Here is a 20,683-nt window from a genome sequence, read left to right as displayed (position 1 = left end):
CTTGGGGCACCACCTGCCGCCCAGCAATGACAGTTGTCACGAACGCGGGTCGTTTGCGGCCGACGCGTGGATGAGGAACACCTATCTCTACGCGATGGCGGCGCTCCCCTCGTGGACTCACGGCTCGTTCTCACCGCTGACGGTTGGGTCGCGGCGACGGGGTCGTGAGCTACGACCACAAGTGGAAGCCGAGCGAGCCTGACACGCGTTTCCACTCGTCCCGTGCCGTCAGGGAGACTGGGGGGAACACCGACCGAAGCTTTGACAAGGAGCCCACCGTGACCGAGGGAACCGTTCGCTGGTTCGATGCCGACCGAGGGTTCGGCTTCATCGCCCTCGGGCCGGAGGCAGAGGACCTGTACGTGCATGCGTCCGAAATCATCAGCAACGACGCGATGAAGCTGCTCCGCGAGGGGCAGGTGGTCGAGTTCGAGATCGGCGAAGGGGACCGCGGACCGCAGGCGCGCCGCGTCCGGGTCACGGCCGACCAGGCCGCGGATACGCCGCTGGGCGTGCTCGGCACCGTCTCCTGGTACGAGCCCGCCAAGGGGTACGGCTTCGTGACTCCCGACGACGGTGACGGCGAGGTGTTCGTGCACAGCTCGGCCATCGTGGGGGGCGGCGTCGTCCGCGAGGGACAACGGGTGGCGTTCCTCGTCGTCGACGGGGAGAGGGGACTGCAGGCTGACCCTCTGCTCCCCCTGGGAGCTCAGGCAGCCCAGGCCGCCCAGCAGGCCCAGTCCTCCGACGGGGCAGACGGCACGGTTTCCTGGTACGACGTGGACAAGGGCTTCGGGTTCATCACCCCCGAGTCGGGCGGCTCCGATGTCTTCGTCCACGTCCGCGAACTGGCCCACGGACTGGCAGAGCTGGACGAGGGCGACAGGGTGACGTACGACGTGGTCGTGAGCGACAAGGGCCCGCAGGCTCGCGACGTGCGCCTCGCGCGCAGCTCGACATCGAGGGGCGCACCCTCGACGTCGCCGACCCGCGCTCGGTCGGGACACCGGGAGCCAACCGACGCACCGGTGCGCGGCGGCGAGGGCGTGGTTGCACGCTACGACGCGGACCGGGGGTTCGGGTTCATCGCCCCGGACGCCGGTGGCGCGGACCTGTTCGTGCACGTGTCGGTCGTCAGGGGCGCCGAGGCGTTGCACGAGGGCGATCGGGTCCGCTACCAGGTGCGTCAGAGCGACCGAGGACCACAGGCCGATCGCGTCGAACTGATCTGAGCAGAAAGGCATCTCGCGCGCGCTCTTCCAGAAACCGTCGGACGCGCCGGACATCCCTCGCGAGGAGCACGGAGGTGCCGGCCATGTATCCGTTGTGTCACTTGGGGTCACAGGGCAGCATGGCCTCCCGTTGGAAGTGGACCGGCAGAGGCCGAACGGCCCTTGCCCGAGGTACCGCAGAAGGGGATCCGGCGGCGGCCACCACGGGCCTGTTGTTGCGTTCCTCCTCCTCGTGCGCAGGACGCTCAGTAACGGCGGGTCATTCGCTGAATGGCGGACCTTCCATCCGGGTCGTAGAGCGTGCGGTACATCGGCGTGGCCCAGATCCGCGTCCAAGGCGACAGACGAGGCTCCGCCAGGGGACGCAGTCGGCCCGGCGGGCGCTCGCCCACCCGCCCGACACCGTGCCACTGCTGGAGCCGCCGCGCCGACTCGGCGAAGGCCTCGAACATGGTTGACAGCTCGACCTCGCCACCCTCCGCTTGGTCGAGGTGCTCGTTTGCCAAGGTCGTGCGCAGCCCTCGGGCGTAGCCTTCGTCGAGCACCGCGACCGACACCTCGGAGTCGTGGGTCCATGACCGGCGGTTGAAGTTGTCCGACCCGACGGTGGCCCAGGTGTCATCGATGATGCACACCTTGGCGTGCACATAGACGGGTACTCCGGCGTGGTTCTCCAGACCGTAGAAGGCGACCCGGTCACCACCCGCCTGCCGCAGGATGTCGACCGCACGTTCTCGACCAATCAAGTTCGGCGGCTGGCTTAGGTACCCGTCCTGGTCCGGGTGGTGCGGCAAGACAGCTATGAGCCTCAGCTCGTCGTTGTCGCGCAGCGCCTGCGCGAAGGTCTCCGCGACGTGCCGCGACCACATGTACTGGTCCTCGAGATAGATCAGCCGCCGGGCGCGTCGGATCGCCTTCGTGTAGCCGCGCGCGACGCTCCGCTCGCCCTTCGGTGCGAAGCGGTACCCCGGGAGACGGTTCGGATAGGTCCGCAGCAGTTGCAACGGCATCTCGCCGACCGGCTCGGGATCCGGCAGCTGTGGGGGCAGCGGTCGGAGCCGCCTCGGTTCGTCCTTGCGCAGCCGGTCGCCGAGCAGCCGCAACGGATCTCGGGTCAGGGGCCGCGGGTCGTCCCAACGCTCGCGGAACACCGTCTCAACGTCACCGACGGCTGGGCCCTTCACCATCAGCTGGATGTCGTGCCACGGCGGCCGCTTCCCGTAGACCTTCGCCATCGGTTGGGTCTGGGGGTCACCGTGGTGGTCACGATCGTCCCGGCGGCTGTGGCAGAGATCGATCCCGCCCACGAAGGCCACGTCGAGCTCGGGGCGACCGGGGTGCCGAAGCACCACGAACTTCTGGTGGTGTGAGCCGCCGGGGCGGACGCGCATGTCGAGCTCGCACTCGCCGCCTGCCGCGTTGATGTCCTCGCCCATGTGACGGTTCTCGGTGGCGGAGAACTGCAGCCGGTCCAGATGAGACCGCCACATCAGCCCGCGCACGTCCACTCCACGCTCAGCCGCACGGCTCAACACACGAGCGATCTCGCTGCCAGGCTCGCCCAGCAGTTGTTCGTCGGGGTCGCCGCGCCAGTCGACGAAGAGCAGCAGGTCGCCGTCACGCATGTTGGATACGCCACGGTGCAGCTCCGCGTAGTAGGCGACACCGTGCACGAGCGGGACGACTGTGTTGCCCTCGGTCCAAGCCTTGCCGTCCGAGTGCCGTCGGTCGAGGGAAGTCTCAACGTTGCCGCGCCCTGCACCATCGAGGAACCACTGTGCCGCTGTCACGTGCCATGCATAGCGGTGATCACGGCCCGGCGAAAGGCCATACGTCATGCCAGACGGGTCAGCGAGCCCGTCCGCCGGTCACGTGGTGTCGGGCAACCTTGAAGTGGGCCGTGGGCAGCGATCCGCCGGTTCAGCCAGACAACGGGTGGCCGCTTACTGGTTGGCAGAAGGCTTCCTCGTCGGGCGCTTGCTGTAGAGCGCGGCGCTGGTGGGACGCAGGACGGACCTGGGATCGCTCAGCGAACGCGGCACCGTCCTGGCCCGGGCCCACAGACCGGCGCACCGTCTTGGCTTGCGACATCCGGCGTGTGACCATCAAGTCATGGTCCGAGCTTCAGAGACCTGCCCCAGGTGCGCATCGCCGAAGTGGACGATCGTCACCGTTCCTCGGGTCAGAGACGACGCACGCCCCGCCAGAACCCATCATGTAGCTCGGTGCCTCTCCTGCGGTCACCAGTGGGATCCCGCGCCACGTGTGGACACACGCGGTCAGGCCAGCGATTGACGAATCGAGGTGCGGCTTGGATGACCCCTCCTATCGGCGCGTCGCCCAGCCGGTTCCCGATGCACTCGCGCGGACCCGCAAGCAACCGCCGTGAGGGGCCACGTCCAAGACCCGCCGTTCCCCCAGCCTGCACCCGGATGGACGTAGAGTTCGCACCGATCCGCCTGGTCGCTCGCCTCACCGGTCGTGGAGCAGGGCCCCCGCGCCCGCGGGTCCCGTTGGGCCGCTGAGCGCAGTCACGATGTCGAGCAGGCACCGGACGGGCTCGTCTCGGCTGAAGGACGGGTCCGCCAGTCCCACAACGATCTGCTCAGCCACCGATGCGAGTTTGATGTTGTTGAGGCTCGAGTACGCCTTCAAGAGCTCGAAGGCGATCTCGTCGTCAACACCAAATGTGATCATCAGGGCACCCTTGGCCTGCTCCATCGCGGCGCGGTGCTTGGAAGAAGCCTTCACCGCCTGTCTTGCGCCCTCGCGCACAGGTTCAGTGATGTCCACGACAAACCCGGTGAGCCGCTTCACGGTACCGGCGACTGCCTCGCTCTGACCGACGAACACGAGGCGTCGCGTTTCAGCGATCGGATCAGTCATCCGGTAGACGCAGGAGTACGGCCCCTCGTTCTCGAGGTGGTGCTGGAATCGCGCCAGCATCAGCGGCCGGTCCTCGGCGACCATCTTGTTCAGCAGCACTTGTGTCGTGGGATGTTCACCGTCAAGAAGTCCGTGCAGGTCGCGAAGGCCCTGCGACCAGGACCATCGACCGCTGTCGGCCTGGTACTCGAAGGCCAGCGTCTGCCGATCGCTCTGCATGGTCTGCAGATCCACAGTCACCTCCTACGTGACGATCCAAAAGGATCTCCCAAGCGAGAAGGCCACTCCTTGACCGCGATCAGGATATGACAACCTCCGCGCCAACAACAGCGTCTGTTGTCGATCCGTTGACCTCTGCACCTTGTTCCCCCTGAGCAGTCCCAGCACGTGGTTGACCTGCGACCAAAAGGCAGTCGGAGAGCGCCGCCGCGCTGGTCTCATTCGTCCCTCGGGAAGGCCGTTGGGCGGTCGTGCACGCTTCGATGGGCCATGTCGAAGGTCGACAGGACCTCGACGAGGAAGTCGCTCGCCGCCGCCGTGATCGACGGGATGTCCTGCTCCGGCGCACCGGCGAGCACTTCGGCCAACACTCGGTGATGGACTCCGACAAGGTTCAGGAGGCTCACCCTGTCGTCGATCGCGTTGCGCCCCAGCTGGTAGCCAAGAGCCAGCGCTGCTTCACTCCGCTGGGGTAGGTAGCGCAGGAATGCAGCCCGGTAGTCGCGGAGCAGGTCCTCCAGCCTGGTCACGAAGCGCCCACCCCCCGCAGTCGAGCGAGGTAGGCGAGGCCTTCCTCCAGGTCCAAGGCGGTCGGCACCTGCCCCATGTCCATGCCCAGGCGCACCATCGCGAAGGCGACCTCGGGCTGGATGCCCACGATGACGGTGGTCGCGCCCCGCAGCCTGGCGATGTCGGCGATCGAGCGCAGGGTTCGGGAACCGAAGCTGTCGATCACGTCGAGGGCGGCGACGTCGATGATGATCCCCCGCGCCCGGACCTCGCCGATCTGCCTCACGAGGTCGTTCTGGAACCGGATCATCTCGGAGTCGTCGAGGGCAGTGTGAACCGACGCCACAAGGGTGTCGCCTTGTCGCAGGATGGAGACGAGCGCCGGTCCTGAGTTCACGAGCCTTCACTCACCTCCTTACGGGTCACGGAGTAGCCAAGGAGGCGCTCTGCCTCCTCGAGACCCCCTTGGAGGTCGCCGATGGTGTTCATCTTGCTCAGGTCCACGCCGATGGTGACGAGGGTCTGGGCGATGGTGGGTGACAGGCCGGTGATGATGACGCTGGCCCCCATCAGGCGCGACGCGTCCACGGTCTGGACGAGGTGGTTGGCGACCGTTTCATCGACGTCCGGAGCACCAGTGATGTCGATGACGACCACCTTGGCGCGATGGGTCCGTATGCCGCTCAGCAGCTGCTCGGTGAGCTGCTTGGCGCGCTCGCTGTCCAGGACGCCGATGATGGGCAGGATGAGAAGTCTCTCGCGCACGGGTAGGACAGGCGTGGACAGCTCACGGATGGCGTCCTGCTGCTGACGGATGACTCGCTCGCGCTCGTCGACGAAGCTCACGGCGACGGTGTTCGCTATGCGGTTCGCGGCGGGCTCGTAGGCATCGAGGATCTGGTTCAGGAGCCCGAAGTCTCGTTGGTACTTCTCGAACAGCGAGCGTGCGAGGACGTCGCGCAGAAGGAGAACGATGCCGACGACCTCATGGGTTTCCACGCCTCGGGGGATGATGCGTTCTGAGAGGTCACGTGCGTAGTGCTGCAGTGCCTCGACGCTCCCGGTCTCCAGCACTTCGACGTAGTTGTCGTAGACCGACGTGGTCTCGGCGACCATCTCCTGTGGGGTCATCGCCTCGAGCAGGTGGGCGTCACGGATCCGCGAAGCCCATTCGTCGCGCAGCTTGGCCCGGTGCTCCCTCAGGTGAGCCACGAGCTGCGGCAGGAGATGGTTTCCGGACAACGAGGAGCCTGGTTCCGTGTCCATCTCGGTTTCGTTGGTGTTCATGCGGATCCCTTCGGGTCGAACCACTTGGTCATGCTGACAGTCGTTCCGTGACCGGCTTCCGAGACAAGGTTGAACTCGTCCATGAGTCGTCGGGCGCCGGGCAGTCCCAACCCGAGCCCGCTGTAGGTGCTGTAGCCGTCTTGGAGCGCCGCCTCGACGTCCGCGATGCCCGGCCCCATGTCCCTGGCGACCACCCGGATCCCGCGTCGTGGCCGCTCCAGGAGCTCGATCGTGACGTCGCCGTTGTCGGCGAACCGGACGATGTTGCGGGCGACCTCGGAGACAGCGGTGGCCAGCATGGTGAGGTCGGTCCCGGTGAACCCGGCCTGCGCGGCCAGGTCTCGTGCTGCTCGCCGGGCGGACACGATGTCAGGGTCGGCTCCGATGGGCACGCGGAGCACGTCGTCCCGGACCGGTCCACGGTCCAGCAGCGGTTCGCTGAGCCGGGCGCACACATCGCACTCCAGCAGGTGCCGGGCAGCGTCCACCTCACGTTGGCGACGCCGGTCAGCACTCGACAGAGCCAGCAGGACAGGCCTGCACCTGTCGGTGGGTGGCTCGATGTGGTCGAGCGCCAAGAGGTACTCGACTCGGAGCCGCGCGCGTGTCCTCTTGAGCTGGGCGGCAACAGCGCCGGCCGTGCTACCCGCTTCGTCAGCCAGCACCTGCGTGGCGGCGCCGCGGACCTCGTGTGCGAGCAGCACCTGTCTCTCGCGGTCGGTGAGCCTGCGCAGGGCCTCGTTGATGGCGAGCTGCTCCTCCGAGGCAACCAGCACGTTCTCGACGTCGTCCGGCTGGGTGGGATCAAACACCCTGTGGCGATTGCGCACCTCACGGTCGTCGGTGCGCCACATCGTCGCCATGACGTTGCGGACGGTCGCGATCGCGTACGGCTCGATCATGCCGGGTTCGATCCGGTCCTCAGCGGCCAGGACCCGCACAAGGGTTTCCTGCACGAGGTCCTCGGCCGACGGATGCTGTCCGACGCGAGCCGCGACGATGCGGCGCAGCATCGGGATCAGAGCGGCGACGTCCTCCGCCCCTCCCGGCTCCGGAGGCTGGTCCGCCATCCTGGCCGTCGTCACGAGGCCGACCCTACGCCGGAGGAGGGCGTGCCAGCTCTCTGACGTGCGGCTTTGTCGTAGCGCGAGGCAGTGGACAGCAAGGTAGGGCTTCTGCCGGTGCTGCACCCGTGACCCGGTTCAGGAACTATCAGGGTCGCCTTTGGCGTCATCGATCTCGGCGCCCGAGGCCTGGGTGTCGAGGCCCCTGACGGGAGCCATCTCAGCCAGCAGCGTGCTGTCCGCGAGCGGGTCGACATACCCGGGCGGTAGGGGCGGGTCTCGGGGAAGGGGGACGGGAACGGCGTCCACCGAGCCGGGTCCGGCTGGGTCTTCATGCACATCCCCATGGTCACCATCGGGGCAGGACACTGGCGACCTCCTTCCGACGTAGCTGGGGAGGAGCGTCAGGTTGGTCTGACGTGGTGGTTGCGGTCACGGCCGTCGTGCCTTGAGGCCAGGCTCCCCGTGCAGCGTCCAGAGCTCCACCTTGTGCAGCAGATGCATGAGACCCAGGGCGAGGAGGGGCGTCATGAGGGCGAGAGCGATCACCGACGGCCCACATCCCTTGCTGCTGCCGGCCTGCCGCGGCGGGAACCCTGACCGCGGGGAAAGGCCAGGCAGGGATCGATGACGAAGGCATCCACGTCGATGGTCATACCCATGAGTTCGAGCTTCAATCCACGGACGACGGGGCGAAGACCCTGTTCGTCACGCACGAGTTCTGCGGGCACGGTGGCACGTCGGGTGTCCACGCCGATCAGGGTGCCGTCCGGCTCGCGGAGCTCCCCGGTGAAGATGCCATAGACGAATGCGCCCCGAGGCGCGATGACCAGACGGGTGAGACGAAGGCTGCCCACCATCGTCCCCACTCGTCCCCGCGGTGAGCGGAAGCGACCGACGATCGGGGTGGTGTCGCATGGATGCCGCTCGGACGAACTGGATCGAGCTCTCGGCTTGAAGGCGATCACGGTCATCAGGGGCTCCTGACGGTTGACGGGATGATGGCGGTGGGGCCGCGGTGGCACTCCGGAATGAGGGGTGGAGCGCCACCGCGGGGTAGGAAAGGGGCCTGGGGTCAGAGACCCAGGCCCGTGAGAAGGCGGTTGAGCAGGGCCGCGACACCGCCCAGCGCGTTGCCGGGGCCGTCGAACAGCCCGGCGACGGCGCACAGCAGGTTGCCGAGGAGGTTGCCCGCCCCCGGCACGGCGGTGACGTCGAGGACGACTGGCGCGAGGTCGATGACGAGCCCGAGCACGTCGAGGTGGAGGGGGCCGAGGTCCAGGTTGAGGATGCTGCATCCGTTGGGCGCGGCGAGGTTCTGCACGGGGGCCGTGAAGGTCGTTCCACCCGTCGGCAGGCCGGTGCCGCTGATGGTGCCCGAGAGCTGGACCACTCCGTTGACGACCGAGGTCGTCAGGTTGCTCAGGCTGCCGACGAAGGCGGTGCCGTCTGGCAGCGTTCCCGTCACGGGCAGCGTGGTGGCTGCGGGTTGCGCCGCCGGGGCCACCGTCGCGCGGGCCGAGGCCGCGCTCGCCGAGGTGGCTGAGGGGACGAGCCCCACGGCGCCTGCGATGAGGATGGCTGTTCCGGTTCCGATGAGCTTGGTCTTCATCATGAGCTTCTCCTTGGGCGGGGCCGGCTGGGCCCCTTTGCGGATCGAGTTGCTGCTGACGGCTGACGGCGGACCGGGTCGGTCCTGCACTCTCCCGTCACACCCATGAAGACCCCGTCACCCCGTCGACATGACGCGGCGATGGTGCGACGGTTCGCTCGTGTTTGCGCCTGTAGCTGCCCGAACGCGGCGAGGAGGAACTCGGAGGCGCGTCCGGAGCGCGTTGGATCGTGGCCAAGAGCTGTCACACACGGATCAGACCTGGGGCGCGCCGACGTGTTGCACGCAGACGGCCGCCGTGCGGACGCCGATGCCCCCCTCACGTGACGCGGTGACTCGTCCACAGCGCCCTACGGCCGCAGGAGGCACGCCCAAGAGCCTTGCGACGACCATCAAGCCCTGGACGAGCCGCTGCGCGCACCGCGTGCCAACCGCCTCCCTATGCCTATCGCCGCAGGTCAGAGCGGCGTATCCTCGGCAAAGGACCTCATCAGGGGAAGGCAGTCCACGGTGAAAGATCCCGGCTGTCCGACGAGGTTCGGGGCGACCGTTGCCTTTGGTGGACGGTCGCCCGCAGGGGGAGCAAACTCTCAGAGCACACCCGACGAGGCGCGGGCAACCGGGCCATCAGATCTGGTGTCGGAGAATTGCGGCGCCGGCCGCGGGCTGTTCCAAAGCCAGCAAGATGTCCAGCAGCCCGCGTACCGGGTCGTCCCTGGAGTACGAAGGGTCTGACAGCCCATCAACGATGTGTTCGGCGACAGAGGCCAGCTTGATGTTGGAGCGCGTGGAGTAGCCACGGAGCAGGTCGAAGGCGGCCTCGCCGTTGATCCCGAAGCTGAGCATGATGGCGCCCTTGGCCTGCTCGATGCTGGCGCGGTGCTCCACCGCGCCAGCCACAGCATCCGCCGCAGTCTCGGCCAGCAGGTCGGTGATGTCGATGACGAACCCGTGCAGCCGGTTGACCTCTCCGGCAACCGCCTCGCTCTGGCCCACGTACCTGATGCGGCGGACCCGTCCACGTCCGTCCCGCAACTGATAGGTGTACGAAAAGGTCCCGGGCGCCGCGAGGTGCTCGTTCAACCGCTTGCGCATCAGATTTCGGTCCTGCAACAGCATGCGCGCCAGCATGACCTGCGTGGTGGGGGACTCTTCAGGCCGGAGACCATGCAGGTCACGAAGCCCCGGGGCCCACCCCCAACGCTTGGCCGGTACGTCGTACTCGAAAGGCCACACGGCCTCGCTCGGGGGACCTGACGGCATGCAACGCCTCCTACGCGACGTGCCCACAGAGGGGGTCGGACGACCGGTGTTACTGAACCGGCACCAGCATGCCATCGCAGGCCTCGAGGCGGGAGGCATCCCTACAACCGGAGCGTGACCAGAGGCGCACGTCCCCCGCGCCCCCTCGGTTGCTGGCCACTCCCCCCGTTCGCGGCACAGCCAGAGGGGGTTGACGGGTCACCGGTTGCGCAGGGCGTGCACCAGCTCGGCCTTGTTCATCGAACTGCGGCCCTCGATCCCGAGCTCGCTGGCCCGTTTACGGAGTTGAGCGACCGTCCGCTCGTCGTAGTCGTCGGCCTTCCCACCCTTGCGTCCGACGGACGTTCGAGATGAGGCTGCGGCCGCGTTGGCGATGCGTGCGGCCTTCTCCTTCGAAGACCCCTCGTCGCGCAATGCCTCATACACCTCTGGGTCCTTCACACTTGGCCCTGGGCTCTTCTTCGGCATGAACTCATCTCCTTCTTCGACACCGAAACAGCCATGCCCGTCTGCTACCTCAGCGCGGGCTGAGAGCGTTAGCACAGCTGGCCCTGAAGGGCTGTCGAGGAGGCCGGTTGATGTTCCGCACGTTCCTCTCCCCTGCCGGCGGGATCTGGCGCTTGTCGACAAAGTAGGCGTCCCGGGGTCGTCGTGCAACAGCGTCCAAGGGCCGCGGGTGAAGGGCTGAGGTGGGTCACGTGGACGCAGCCCACCGCCTCCCGAGAGGGGTCAGCAGGTGCCGGAACGTGTCATCGCCGCTGCGTCCCCAAATCCGGCCGTCCGTGGTTTGGGATGGTCACTGACGGGGCAAGAGTCACACCAAGAAGTTCTGACGATATCGAAAGGTGTGTACTTCGTGACAGCGACAAATCAGGCGCAGTCCCAGGCTTGGGGTAGCGAGCTCGCGGCACATCTGGCGCCCCGGTGCTTCCCAGCCACGCATGATGACCTGGCAGCCCTGCTGCTGCGACAGCACGCCCCCAGCCGCTTGGTCTGGTACCTCTCGGTCCTCCCGCGCCAACGCAGGTTCGACACGTTGGAAGAACTTCTGGATTGGCTTGACGCGTACCGTCCAACAGCCGTCGACACCGATCCAGCGTGAGGCTTGACGCTGAGGCATCAACGGCGTTCATCGGCCGGTGACGATGACCAGGAAGTCGGACGAAAACAGCCAGGCCGACACGTGGTGGCACCACGCCCCGACCGTGTCTCCGCGCCAGATCGGCGACGGCTGCGGCACCAGTCTGGGCGTCGGTCATGCTCGCCGCGTGGCGTGCTCACTGCGCGGCTGAGGTGACGGCGTCGCCGCCCCCGATCACCGTCTCGGCGGTTGGGGACCAAGTTGCCGCGTGGGCCCTGGAATCGGTTCACGCCGTTCACAACGTGCCGACATAGGCTGGGAAACGCCCTTCGGGGCCCCGGGCGGGCGTCGAGGGCCGAGCGCAGCATCCCCCCGCTGGAGGCCCGGCACTCCGCCCGTCCGGGTTGAACATCACGCCTCGGGGTCCGTGTGGCCTCTGGTCACCCGCAGCCGCCTCCCGCGCTCAACATCCCGCTCTTCCTTGGCCCGCGCCTTGTCGCTGGTGCGCGTGTCCCGGGGTGGCAGCTGCAGCGTGCGCTCCGCCCGGATCCCCGACTGGAGCTCACGGCCACGTTCGAGCTCGCTGTCCAGCTCCGCGCCGAAGAGGAGTGCGAGATTGGTGATCCACAACCACAGCAGGAAGACCACGACCCCCGCGAGGGCACCATACGTCTTGTCGTAGCTGGCGAAGGTCGAGACGTAGAGGCCGAATGCGAGGGAGGCCAGCACCCACACGACGATGGCCACCAACGCCCCCACGCTGAGCCACCGGAACCGCGGCTGCTCGACGTTGGGCGTTGCGTAGTAGAGCAGCGCAACCACGAGCGCCACCACGACGAGGACGACTGGCCACTTGGCGATGTTCCAGATGAGCAGCGCGGTGGACCCCACACCGATCGCGTCGCCCACGGCCTTGGCCGCAGGACCTGTGAGCACAAGGGCGACGGCGACCAGCGCCACGAGGACGAGGGCGACGAGGGTCACCACGAGCATCACCGGCCGCAGCTTCCAGAACGGGCGGCCCTCCTCCACCTCGTACATACGGTTCATGGCCCTGCCGAAGGCGCCGACGTAGCCCGACGCGGACCAGAGGGAGGCGGCGAGGCCGACGACGAACGCGAGGCCCGCGGCTCCCCCACGGTCTGCAAGGGACTGCAGCGTGGGGCCCAGCGTCGTGACGGCAGAGCCGGCACCCAGGTCACGCAAGATGCTCAGCAGCGTGTCGACCGTCGTGCGGCCCTGCCCGACGAGGCCCACGAGCGAGAGGAGCGCGATCATCGCCGGGAAGAGCGCCAGCACGGCGTAGTAGGTCAGGGCCGCCGCGAGGTCCGTGCACTGGTCCCTGCTGAACTCCCTCAAGGTCTTGCGGGCGATGAACTGCCATGACTCCTTCGAGACGTCTGTCGGGGAGTCCGGCTGCCCCTCTGGCGCGTCGCCTGCGGGGGTGCCGGGTGAGGTGTCGGTGTGCGTCGTTGCTGGCATGTCCGTCCTGTGCCCCGGCGAGGACGACTTCAACCGCCTTTGGACCCGACCGGTATCCGCGCATCGGCGCATGACCTCTGCGCGTTCCCGGGACTCGCCAGGCCCCGACGAGACTGAGCGGTTGAGCAGGTGGGGACGGGGGTCGGGGGCCGCCGCTACCGCCAGCCCGATCGCGCGTGCCGGGTGGCCGCTCGGTCCGCCACCCGCTCCCCTTTCGTGCTGTGGTGGAGTCAGAGGATGTCGGCCAGGCGATCGAGCAGTGACACTGCGTCGTGCGGAGCCCGGCCGTCGATGTCGTTGTCGAAGTACACGTAGGAGTCGATCCCCTCGGCGCTCCAGCCCCGGATACGTCCTGCCCACGCGTCCAGTGTCTTCGCCGCGTAGCCGCCCCCGTACAGCCTGTCCTCCCCGTGCAGCCTGACGTACGCGTGGTCCGTGGTGAGCGCCGCGAACCTGGGCCAGGTGCCCGCGCTGTCCGACTCGACCAGCGCCACGCCGTGACTGTCCAGGAGTGCGCGCGCCCGGGGGTCGTCGAAGCTCTGGTGCCGGGGTTCCAGCGCATGACGCAGCGGTGAGGCCGGGTCCACACCAGCCTCCAGGTGAGTCTGGGCCCGGCCCTCGGCGACCTTGTCGTCGTGCTGGTGAGCCAGTTCGGCTGCCTCGCCTGCGGTACGCGGCAAGAGGGAGAGAAAGCGGTCGAGACGGTCCTCGTCGAAGGCGGACCGCGCCGGCAGCTGCCACAGCGTGGGCCCCAGAGCCGGTCCCAGGGCGAGGACTCCCGAGGCCCAGTGGTTCGCCAGCGCGGTCTCGACACCTTGGAGCCGGCGGAGATGGGTGATGTACCGGCCGCCCTTGACGGCGAACTGGAAGTGCGGCGGGGCCACGGCGGCCCAGCTTCGGTACCGCTCAGGGCGTTGCAGGGAGTAGAACGAGCCGTTCACTTCGACACTGGTGACGAGCCGGCTGAGGTAGGAGAGCTCCTCGCGCTGCCTCAACCCCGCGGGGTAGAAGTCGCCACGCCAGCTCACGTACCGCCAGCCCGAGGTGCCGACCCGCACGCGCCCGGTGTCGCGCCTCAGGGCTGAACCTGCTCGTCGGGCTGACCTCGTCGCGTGCGGTCAAGTGGGCTCACCTGAGCGCGCCGCGGTCCGGGTTTGGGCGGGGCGTCGGCGCGACGGGGTCCGGCCAGGGCGGGGGGCTCGGATGGGTTCCGGTGAGCGGACCGGCGAGCTGGGGAATCACCATCGGGGGATCCTTTCGCGGGGTGGTACGGACCGGTCGGCCCGGCCGCGCCAGGCACTCCATGCGATGCCATCGAAATGCACCGCATGGACGAGCAATCTTCTACCCGCTGGTGACTCGCAGAAACACGTGGGCGCTGAGGAGAGGCAGGGCGAGGTGCTTCGGCCTCAGGCGACCGCGACGAACACCTCCAAGTCGTGACGCAGCAGGGCCACGATGCGGGTGAGGTGGCGTGACACCTGCATCTGGCTCACGCCGAGCTCCTCGCCGATCGCCGACTGGGTCATCTCCTCGACAAACCGAAGGTGGACGATCCGCCGATCCCGGTCGCTCAGCTTCTGCAGACTCGTCGACAGGACCACATGGTCGTCCACGGTGGCGGACTGGTCCCGGGCCAGCAGGGAGTCCACCCATCCGGACGGAGCACGAAGGTCATGGTCCAGCGACGCGGCCCGGAAGGCACTGCGGCAGGCCATGACCTGGTCGACCTCCTCGGTGCTCCAACCCAGCGAGGTCGCGAGCTCAGCGGCCGTGGGCTCGCGGCACAACTCCTGGCGCAACCGCTCCTGAGCGGCGAGCATCGGCTCACGGCCTTCCTGCAGGCTCCTCGGGGGTCGCACCGCCCAGCAACAGTCACGAAAGTAGTGCTTGATCTCCCCCTGGATGGTCGCGCGGGCGTACGCGGCGAAGCCGGAGCCCTTACCGCTGACGTACCGGATGGCCGCCTTGACGAGAGCCGCATGGGCGACCTGCGACAGGTCCTCCAGCTCGACACCTCGCTGCACGTAGCGCCGTGCACAGGAGTCGGCCAGGTCGAGGCACAGCAGGACGGCATCGTGCCTGAGGCGGCCGGCCTCTCTCGCGTCCTGGCACACGAGCGCGGCTTCGAGCAGCGACTCCGCTCGCCGGAGGTCAGTGTCTCGGCCAGCGCCTCGAGGAAAGGGGTGAGACTGTGTGGTCAACGGGTCCATAGGCGGGCGCCCTTCGTGCTCGTGGGATGCACCGGCGCCGCTGTTGGACCATGCGTTCCCCAAAGACAAGCACCCCATATCGGACCGCGCAACCTGTGTGCGCCCCGCGCGCGTCGATCTGGCGCGGTGCGCCAGACCGACGCAAGGCGTCAACTGGTGAGCGGACATCTGACATTGCCCGACGACCTTCGACTGCACCCCGTCTGGGGACGACTCTGGAGGTGGACGGGGGTAGAAGAAGGCTTCAGAACACGGGTTTCCCGCCAGTGACGCCCAGAACAGAACCGGAGACGAAGCTCGCTTCGTCCGAGGCAAGGAAGACGAAGGCGGAGGCGACCTCAACCGGATGGCCGGCACGACCCAGCGGCGTGTCCGAGCCGAAGCCGTGGACCTTCTCGGCCGGCATGGTTGCCGGGATGAGCGGCGTCCAGATCGGACCGGGCGCGACGGCATTCACGCGAACCCCTTGAGGGCCCAACTCCTGTGCGAGATTGACGACCAGGTTGTTCAAAGCGGCCTTGGTCGCGGCGTAGTCCAAGAGATGCTGCGAGGGCGAATATGCCTGAACCGACGTCGTCACGACCACGCACCCGCCACCACTCAGCTGTGGGGCCAGAGCCTCGGTCAGCCAGAACGGTGAGAAGACGTTGGTCTCGAACGTTCGACGAATCTGCTCTGGCGAGAAGTCGCTGAGCTCGTCATGTGTCATCTGGTAGGCCGCGTTGCAGACGAGGACATCCAGCCCGCCCAGCAACTCAACGGCGCGGTCGGCAAGGTCCTTGTTCGCCTCCCAGGTGCGCAGGTCGCCGGGGACGGAGTGCGCCTGCCTACCCACGGACCGCGCGAAGGCGATTGTTTCGTCAGCGTCGGCCTGCTCCTCAGGGAGGTGGGCCAGCACGAGATCGGCACCCTCCTTGGCGAAGGCGACGGCACACGCTCTCCCGATCCCCGAGTCTCCGCCCGTGATCACCGCGCGTTTGCCCGCCAGCCTGCCGCGGCCCACATACGACTCTTCGCCGTGGTCCGGTCGGGGGTCGAGGTCACCAACGGCGCCTGGCCAGTCCTGTCGTTGTCCAGCAATGTTCGAGAGATCTGCTCGTGTGTCCATGAGCGAGCCATACCCCGTTCAGTCCGGGGCATGCATACCTGGGTCGGCTGTTGTCGCGTGTCCCTTGACTCAGCGGCACGCGACAAGTGAGCGGTTCGCGTTCGACCTTGATGGGGGCACGCGCAACGTCCCACGACCCGTGGCTCGCCGATCGACGGCGGACGCTGATCGGGCCTACGCGCTGGCCGCAGTTCCCTCGAGGCTGACCACGGTCGTCCTACGCGAGACCCCGCTCAGAACGTGCCATCGCCACACTGCGTGGGCAGCGGTGCGCGAGCCGCTCAGCACATCTGCGCAGGTCAGGGGCTCACAAATGGTTTGGGGCGGCAGGCCGGGGGTAGATAGGGAGAAGGCGCCCAGCACCGAACGGCGTGCCACCCCCTTCAACAGGACTGGACGAGACATGAGTGAGATGTACGGAACGACCAGTAGGGACGACTACGACAACACGCGTGAACTGGGCACCGTCGAGGTGACCCACGGGCGCGAGGACCGTGCCTTCTCGGATGAGGTCGGCGCCACGAGTACGAACGACGCGGCCGGCACCAAGGACGTCGCCAAGGAGGAGGCGAAGGCCACCGGCGAGCAGGTCAAGGACGGTGCGGCGCACGTGGCACAGGTTGGCAGGGACGAGGTGAAGAACGTCGCCCAGGAGACCAGCCAGCAGGCCAAGGAACTCTGGCAGCAGACGCGCACGCAGCTGATGGACCAGAGTGCCCAGCAGCAGACCCGGGTCGCCGAGGGCCTGCGTTCCCTGAGCGAGGAGCTGTCGGGCATGGCCCGTGGCTCCGAGCAGCAGGGCGTCGCCAGCGACCTTGCCCACAAGGCGTCACAGCGGATGGGCGATGCGGCGGCGTGGTTGGACCAGCGCGATCCTGGTTCGCTGGTCTCCGAGGTGAAGCAGTTCGCCCGCCAGCGTCCGGGCACCTTCCTCGCGACCGCGGCCCTGGTTGGCCTGGTGGGGGGACGCCTGAGCCGTGGACTCGTGGCAGACCACCAGGACCAGGACGCTAGCGGGACCACCGATGCAGCCACGACCACGGCGCCGGCCGCGGCTCCGGTCGCACCGGTTGTCGACCACAGCACTGCCGGGTTCTCCGCCTACAGCGCGCCCGTCAGCACCGGCGAGTCGCCCCGATGAGCCACCCCGACCAGCTCGACGACCCCCAGGCCCGCTCGCTGAGCAACGTCGGCGAGCTGTTCGCGGACATCAGTCGCGACCTGTCAACCCTGGTGCGCCAGGAGATGGAGCTGGCCAAGGTCGAGATGCGCGAGTCCGCCACCAAGGCGGGCAAGGGCGCCGGGATGCTCGCCGGAGCCGGTGTCGCCGGTCACTTCGTCCTGCTCTTCCTGTCCGTCGCCGCATGGTGGGGACTGGGCAACCACATCGGACGTGGGTGGTCAGCCCTCGTCGTGGCAGGCGTGTGGGCTGTCATCGCTGCAGTTCTGGCTGCACGAGGACGAGGAGAGATCAAGCAGGTCAAGGGAATTCCACAGACAACCAAGACTGCCCGGGAGATCCCCGACGCGCTCAAAGGGAACGAGGACCACGCATGACGAACAACCCAGACCAGATCCGCAGGGAGATCGAGGACACCCGCGGTCGGCTCAGCAATGACGTGAACGCACTCACCGAGACCGTGAGCCCCTCCAACGTCGCCCGCCGACAGGCCGACAAGGTCGCTGGCGTGGCCACCTCCGTCAAGGAGCGCGTGATGGGTGCCGCCGACGACGTCCGGGGCAGCGGTTCCGACGCCGCCTCGAGCGTCGGTCGGGCCCCTGGCGCGGCAGCCGACAAGGCGCGGCGCAAGACTGAGGGCAACCCCCTCGCCGCAGGGCTGATCGCCCTCGGCGCAGGATGGCTCGTCGGCTCGATGCTGCCGGCCTCGGAGAAGGAGAAGCAGGCCGCGGTGGCGCTCAAGGACAAGGCCGAGCCGCTCATCGAGGAGGCGAAGTCCGTGGCGCAGGACACCGCCCAGGAGCTCAAGGAGCCAGCCCAGCAGGCAGCCGCGAGCGTGAAGACCGCGGCCACGGATGCCGCCGGCACGGTGACCGAGGAAGGGAAGGCCACCGCCGACGACGTCAAGGCCCAGGCCCAGTCGTCCGCCGACACGGTGCGCTCAACCCAGGAGTAGAACGCAGCGCCCGTTCCTCGACGTCGATGGTTTCAGTCGCAAAGGAGGATGCGGTACGAGCAGCACAGCGTCTCGTGCACGGCATCCCGACTTCGCAGTCGGAACTGTTGCCGGGCGGGGTGAACGTGGCCTTGAGGGGGCCCAGGTCGACCTGGGCCCCCTCATCATGGAGCGAAGCTTCTCAGCCGGCCGACTGGCCGTCTGTGGACCAGGTCGGGGTCGTAGCGAGGTCGGCCGCGACGGGAGCCGACACTGGCCGAGGTTCCGTTGGACGATCTGTCAGTGAGCCGGGCTCGGTGCGGCTACGGTCGGGGTCCCGTGGTCCGCGGCAGGCCCGGATCAGCAGTCGTACAGCTTCGTCGACCGTCTGGCCGATCACCCGCTCAGGGAGCCCGCTGAAGTGAAACACGTGTGTCTCGACGTGGTCCCGGCGTCGGACGGCAAGCCAGGTCGTTCCGGCTGCCACCCCACTTCGGGGCCCGGGTCCCCCCACTCCCGTGGCAGCCAGAGTGAGATCCGAGCCGAAGAGTTCCGCTGCTGAGGCCGCCATGGAGCAGGCGGCGGTCGGGCTGACCACCGGGCCCGGCGAGACGCCCAGGATGTCGAACTTCGTGCGGGAGGCGTAGGCAACGATGCCCCCGAGGAACCAGGAAGCAGCCTCAGGACCACGGCCCAGTTCCGAGGCGATGGCGCCGGAGGTAAGGGATTCCGCCACTGCGACCGTCCGACCGCGTTCCTGCAGCAGTGCCGCGAGTAGCTCAAGTCGGGACAGGCTGTCGGTCATGCGCACCTCCGTTGGCCCAGCGCCCACAGGCATGGAGGTAGGGACCTGCGGGTCGGCAGCAACCGATCTCGAAGGCGGTGTGGGTCCGCCTTGGCGCAGCCACCGACGCGCACGGCTCCCCCGAGCACGGCGGACTCACCTGTCCGGGTCCCGGGTGGGCGTGACGGGCCGAGCCCGGGCCCCCCGTTGCCACAGTCCCGGCCCTCCGCCTGTTCGCGTTGCTTTTCGCCCATCGGGCCCTGCCTGGTTCCTGGGTTCGCGCAGTCACCTGACCGGCGCCGGGTCCTGCGCGTCCTTGGCTCGGGGGATGGTGGTGCGCTCGGGCCGACGCGGCGGCTGCCGCGTGGTCCGGATGACACCCCCGCAGGGAGCTCGCGGACGGGCTGACGATCAAGGGCAGCCCGGAATGGACTTTGACTGTGGCTTGGACAGTCGGTCATTGCTGGCATGTCTGTGGTGTGCCCTGACAAGGGGGTTCTCAACCGTGTTGGGGCTTCCCGACTCGGGAATCTGCTCCCTTGCACGGGCTGCCGTGCTCGAGTTCGCCCGTCGAGAGGTCGAACATCGAGCGGTGGCGCGATCGCGATCTGGGGTGGGCTGGCGCGCCGCCAACCGGCCATCTGGGTTCCGGACACTGTCGACAGCGACGTTCCCGGCGGACCAGTCCATTGGGCCGCTTCGGGGCCGAGCAGGGCAACTTCGGGTGTGCCGCACCAGGTTGCGTCTTCGTCGGTACGTGGCCGACTCCTGATTGGGCCATGGGTCATGCGGGTAGATCGGAGATGGAAGACCCCAGGGAAGGAGATCAGATGTCAAAGGATCTGAGTGACAGCCGGAACCGCAAGCGGCTGAAGAAGTCGTCGTTCGCCTTGCCGGAACAGGAGAAGTACCCCATCCCCGACATCGAGCATGCGCGGAACGCGTTGGCTCGGGTAGCCCAGCATGGATCAGAAGCGGAGAAGCAGAAAGTACGAGCTGCGGTGGAGAAGAAGTACCCGAGTCTCAAGAAGGACGACTGACCGAGGGGCCGTCACATGGCGACCGGCACCGGGCTGCGAGAGGGCCAGCTCTTCAGCCTCAACATCGACGGTCGCGACCTGGAGCAGTCGGAGGCGCTGAGCGCGCATCTGGAGAGCTACCCCGCGACCTCGTTGGTCTCACCAACGAGGTTGGCATGCCCATGCGGCGATCTGCGTCCTGGCCCGAATGGACCGCGCACTCACGGCAGCGGAAGTCCCCCAGTCCGGTTCCACGAGCGCACCAGGGAAGCTCTCGACGGAGTGCCCGGAAAGTGTGCTTGACCATTTGCGGACCAGCAATGGCTCGAGGAGACAAACCGAAGGCAAGAGACCTGAAGTGGATGAGTCGGCCGATACGCCGGGTTCTGTCCCGCGGCCCGGTTGCCCGGGCCGTGGTGACGGTCATCCATCTACGACAGCCGTTGCCGACTGCCTCCAGCGCTCTACCCGTGTGCTCGGGCGGGCAGCCCTCGGACGCACACTGTCTGAGCTTGCTCCAGGTGGGGTTTACCTAGCCGAGCCAGTCACCTGGCCCGCTGGTGGTCTCTTACACCACCGTTTCACCCTTACCGCGGTGCCTGCGCAACCGGAGCTGCGTGGTCCACCGTGGCGGTCTGTTCTCTGTGGCACTGTCCCGCGGGTCACCCCGGGTGGCTGTTGGCCACCACCTTGCCCTGTGGAGCCCGGACGTTCCTCGGCGGTGGTTGCCCACCGACGCGACCGCCTGGCCGACTCATCCGTCGCCAAGGATAGGGCAGGTATGGCGCGTGGCCGGCCACGCGCCATAC

At 67.8% G+C, this 20,683-nt stretch carries 21 protein-coding genes and 1 other RNA gene; 6 read left to right on the top strand and 16 right to left on the bottom strand.

What is annotated here, in order from left to right:
- Nucleotides 1-278 precede the first annotated feature (278 nt).
- On the top strand, nt 279-1,232 hold the full coding sequence (locus ACYVKF_RS14935) for a cold-shock protein (protein ID WP_460967443.1): 954 nt from the start codon (nt 279-281) through the stop codon (nt 1,230-1,232).
- 245 nt (nt 1,233-1,477) lie between these two features.
- On the opposite strand, the gene ACYVKF_RS14930 is transcribed toward ACYVKF_RS14935, so the two are convergent.
- The 10 genes from ACYVKF_RS14930 to ACYVKF_RS14885 form a co-directional block, all read right to left on the bottom strand.
- A complete protein-coding gene (locus ACYVKF_RS14930) occupies nt 1,478-3,022 on the bottom strand; it encodes a phospholipase D family protein (protein ID WP_460967441.1) in 1,545 nt (514 codons plus the stop codon).
- Nucleotides 3,023-3,704: 682 nt separating this feature from the next.
- The gene (locus tag ACYVKF_RS14925) at nt 3,705-4,352 is read right to left on the bottom strand and encodes a PAS and ANTAR domain-containing protein (protein WP_460967440.1); all 648 of its coding nucleotides are present in this window, start codon (nt 4,350-4,352) and stop codon (nt 3,705-3,707) included.
- Nucleotides 4,353-4,555: 203 nt separating this feature from the next.
- Nucleotides 4,556-4,867 carry a phosphatase RsbU N-terminal domain-containing protein gene (locus ACYVKF_RS14920; protein WP_460967438.1) on the bottom strand — a complete coding sequence of 104 codons (312 nt, stop codon included), beginning with the start codon at nt 4,865-4,867 and terminating at the stop codon, nt 4,556-4,558.
- A complete protein-coding gene (locus ACYVKF_RS14915) occupies nt 4,864-5,244 on the bottom strand; it encodes an STAS domain-containing protein (RefSeq protein ID WP_460967436.1) in 381 nt (126 codons plus the stop codon). The genes ACYVKF_RS14920 and ACYVKF_RS14915 overlap by 4 nt, the downstream gene beginning before the upstream one ends.
- Nucleotides 5,241-6,134: an STAS domain-containing protein gene (locus ACYVKF_RS14910; RefSeq protein WP_056917564.1), complete on the bottom strand. Its 894-nt coding sequence runs from the start codon at nt 6,132-6,134 to the stop codon at nt 5,241-5,243. Before ACYVKF_RS14910 ends, ACYVKF_RS14915 begins: the two co-directional genes overlap by 4 nt.
- The gene (locus ACYVKF_RS14905; RefSeq protein WP_460967434.1) at nt 6,131-7,219 is read right to left on the bottom strand and encodes a sigma-70 family RNA polymerase sigma factor; all 1,089 of its coding nucleotides are present in this window, start codon (nt 7,217-7,219) and stop codon (nt 6,131-6,133) included. Before ACYVKF_RS14905 ends, ACYVKF_RS14910 begins: the two co-directional genes overlap by 4 nt.
- Nucleotides 7,220-7,743: 524 nt before the next feature.
- Nucleotides 7,744-8,172: a hypothetical protein gene (locus tag ACYVKF_RS14900; protein WP_460967432.1), complete on the bottom strand. Its 429-nt coding sequence runs from the start codon at nt 8,170-8,172 to the stop codon at nt 7,744-7,746.
- A gap of 101 nt (nt 8,173-8,273) precedes the next feature.
- Nucleotides 8,274-8,813: an ABC transporter substrate-binding protein gene (locus ACYVKF_RS14895; RefSeq protein WP_460967430.1), complete on the bottom strand. Its 540-nt coding sequence runs from the start codon at nt 8,811-8,813 to the stop codon at nt 8,274-8,276.
- Nucleotides 8,814-9,437: 624 nt separating this feature from the next.
- Nucleotides 9,438-9,929 (bottom strand): ANTAR domain-containing protein, encoded by a 492-nt coding sequence (locus ACYVKF_RS14890; RefSeq protein WP_460967428.1) that lies wholly within the window; start codon nt 9,927-9,929, stop codon nt 9,438-9,440.
- A gap of 342 nt (nt 9,930-10,271) precedes the next feature.
- A complete protein-coding gene (locus tag ACYVKF_RS14885; RefSeq protein WP_056917568.1) occupies nt 10,272-10,541 on the bottom strand; it encodes a DUF7218 family protein in 270 nt (89 codons plus the stop codon).
- A gap of 268 nt (nt 10,542-10,809) precedes the next feature.
- Here ACYVKF_RS14885 and ACYVKF_RS14880 point away from each other — a divergent pair, with 268 nt between their 5' ends.
- On the top strand, nt 10,810-11,175 hold the full coding sequence (locus tag ACYVKF_RS14880; protein WP_460967426.1) for a DUF2795 domain-containing protein: 366 nt from the start codon (nt 10,810-10,812) through the stop codon (nt 11,173-11,175).
- A 390-nt stretch (nt 11,176-11,565) separates the two neighbouring features.
- Here ACYVKF_RS14880 and ACYVKF_RS14875 read toward each other — a convergent pair whose 3' ends face one another.
- The 4 genes from ACYVKF_RS14875 to ACYVKF_RS14860 form a co-directional block, all read right to left on the bottom strand.
- Entirely contained in the window at nt 11,566-12,636 is a 1,071-nt protein-coding gene (locus ACYVKF_RS14875) for a YihY/virulence factor BrkB family protein (RefSeq protein ID WP_460967424.1), read from the bottom strand.
- Between the two features lie 230 nt (nt 12,637-12,866).
- Nucleotides 12,867-13,694, bottom strand: coding sequence for a DUF72 domain-containing protein (locus ACYVKF_RS14870; protein ID WP_460967422.1), 828 nt, complete (start codon nt 13,692-13,694; stop codon nt 12,867-12,869).
- A 351-nt stretch (nt 13,695-14,045) separates the two neighbouring features.
- On the bottom strand, nt 14,046-14,849 hold the full coding sequence (locus tag ACYVKF_RS14865; RefSeq protein WP_460967420.1) for a sigma-70 family RNA polymerase sigma factor: 804 nt from the start codon (nt 14,847-14,849) through the stop codon (nt 14,046-14,048).
- Between the two features lie 244 nt (nt 14,850-15,093).
- Nucleotides 15,094-15,957: an SDR family oxidoreductase gene (locus ACYVKF_RS14860; protein ID WP_460967418.1), complete on the bottom strand. Its 864-nt coding sequence runs from the start codon at nt 15,955-15,957 to the stop codon at nt 15,094-15,096.
- 403 nt (nt 15,958-16,360) lie between these two features.
- On the opposite strand from ACYVKF_RS14860, the gene ACYVKF_RS14855 reads away from it, so the two are divergent.
- From ACYVKF_RS14855 to ACYVKF_RS14845, 3 genes are read left to right on the top strand one after another with little or no spacing between them, the layout of a single operon-like run.
- Nucleotides 16,361-17,098, top strand: coding sequence for a hypothetical protein (locus tag ACYVKF_RS14855; protein WP_460967417.1), 738 nt, complete (start codon nt 16,361-16,363; stop codon nt 17,096-17,098).
- Nucleotides 17,095-17,514: a phage holin family protein gene (locus tag ACYVKF_RS14850; RefSeq protein ID WP_056917575.1), complete on the top strand. Its 420-nt coding sequence runs from the start codon at nt 17,095-17,097 to the stop codon at nt 17,512-17,514. The genes ACYVKF_RS14855 and ACYVKF_RS14850 overlap by 4 nt, the downstream gene beginning before the upstream one ends.
- Nucleotides 17,511-18,092, top strand: coding sequence for a DUF3618 domain-containing protein (locus ACYVKF_RS14845; RefSeq protein WP_056917576.1), 582 nt, complete (start codon nt 17,511-17,513; stop codon nt 18,090-18,092). Before ACYVKF_RS14850 ends, ACYVKF_RS14845 begins: the two co-directional genes overlap by 4 nt.
- Before the next feature lie 181 nt (nt 18,093-18,273).
- Here ACYVKF_RS14845 and ACYVKF_RS14840 read toward each other — a convergent pair whose 3' ends face one another.
- Nucleotides 18,274-18,876, bottom strand: a complete 603-nt coding sequence (locus tag ACYVKF_RS14840; RefSeq protein WP_460967414.1) for a CinA family protein — start codon at nt 18,874-18,876, stop codon at nt 18,274-18,276.
- A gap of 809 nt (nt 18,877-19,685) precedes the next feature.
- On the opposite strand from ACYVKF_RS14840, the gene ACYVKF_RS14835 reads away from it, so the two are divergent.
- Nucleotides 19,686-19,895, top strand: coding sequence for a DUF6582 domain-containing protein (locus ACYVKF_RS14835; RefSeq protein WP_056917577.1), 210 nt, complete (start codon nt 19,686-19,688; stop codon nt 19,893-19,895).
- 338 nt (nt 19,896-20,233) lie between these two features.
- On the opposite strand, the gene rnpB is transcribed toward ACYVKF_RS14835, so the two are convergent.
- An RNA gene (rnpB, locus tag ACYVKF_RS14830) (RNase P RNA component class A) lies at nt 20,234-20,631 on the bottom strand.
- Nucleotides 20,632-20,683: the final 52 nt, after the last annotated feature.

It is taken from the genome of Pedococcus soli, from assembly GCF_054782575.1.
The sequence above is the reverse complement of the archived record's forward strand: the minus strand, read 5'-3'. Positions and strand labels throughout refer to the sequence as shown.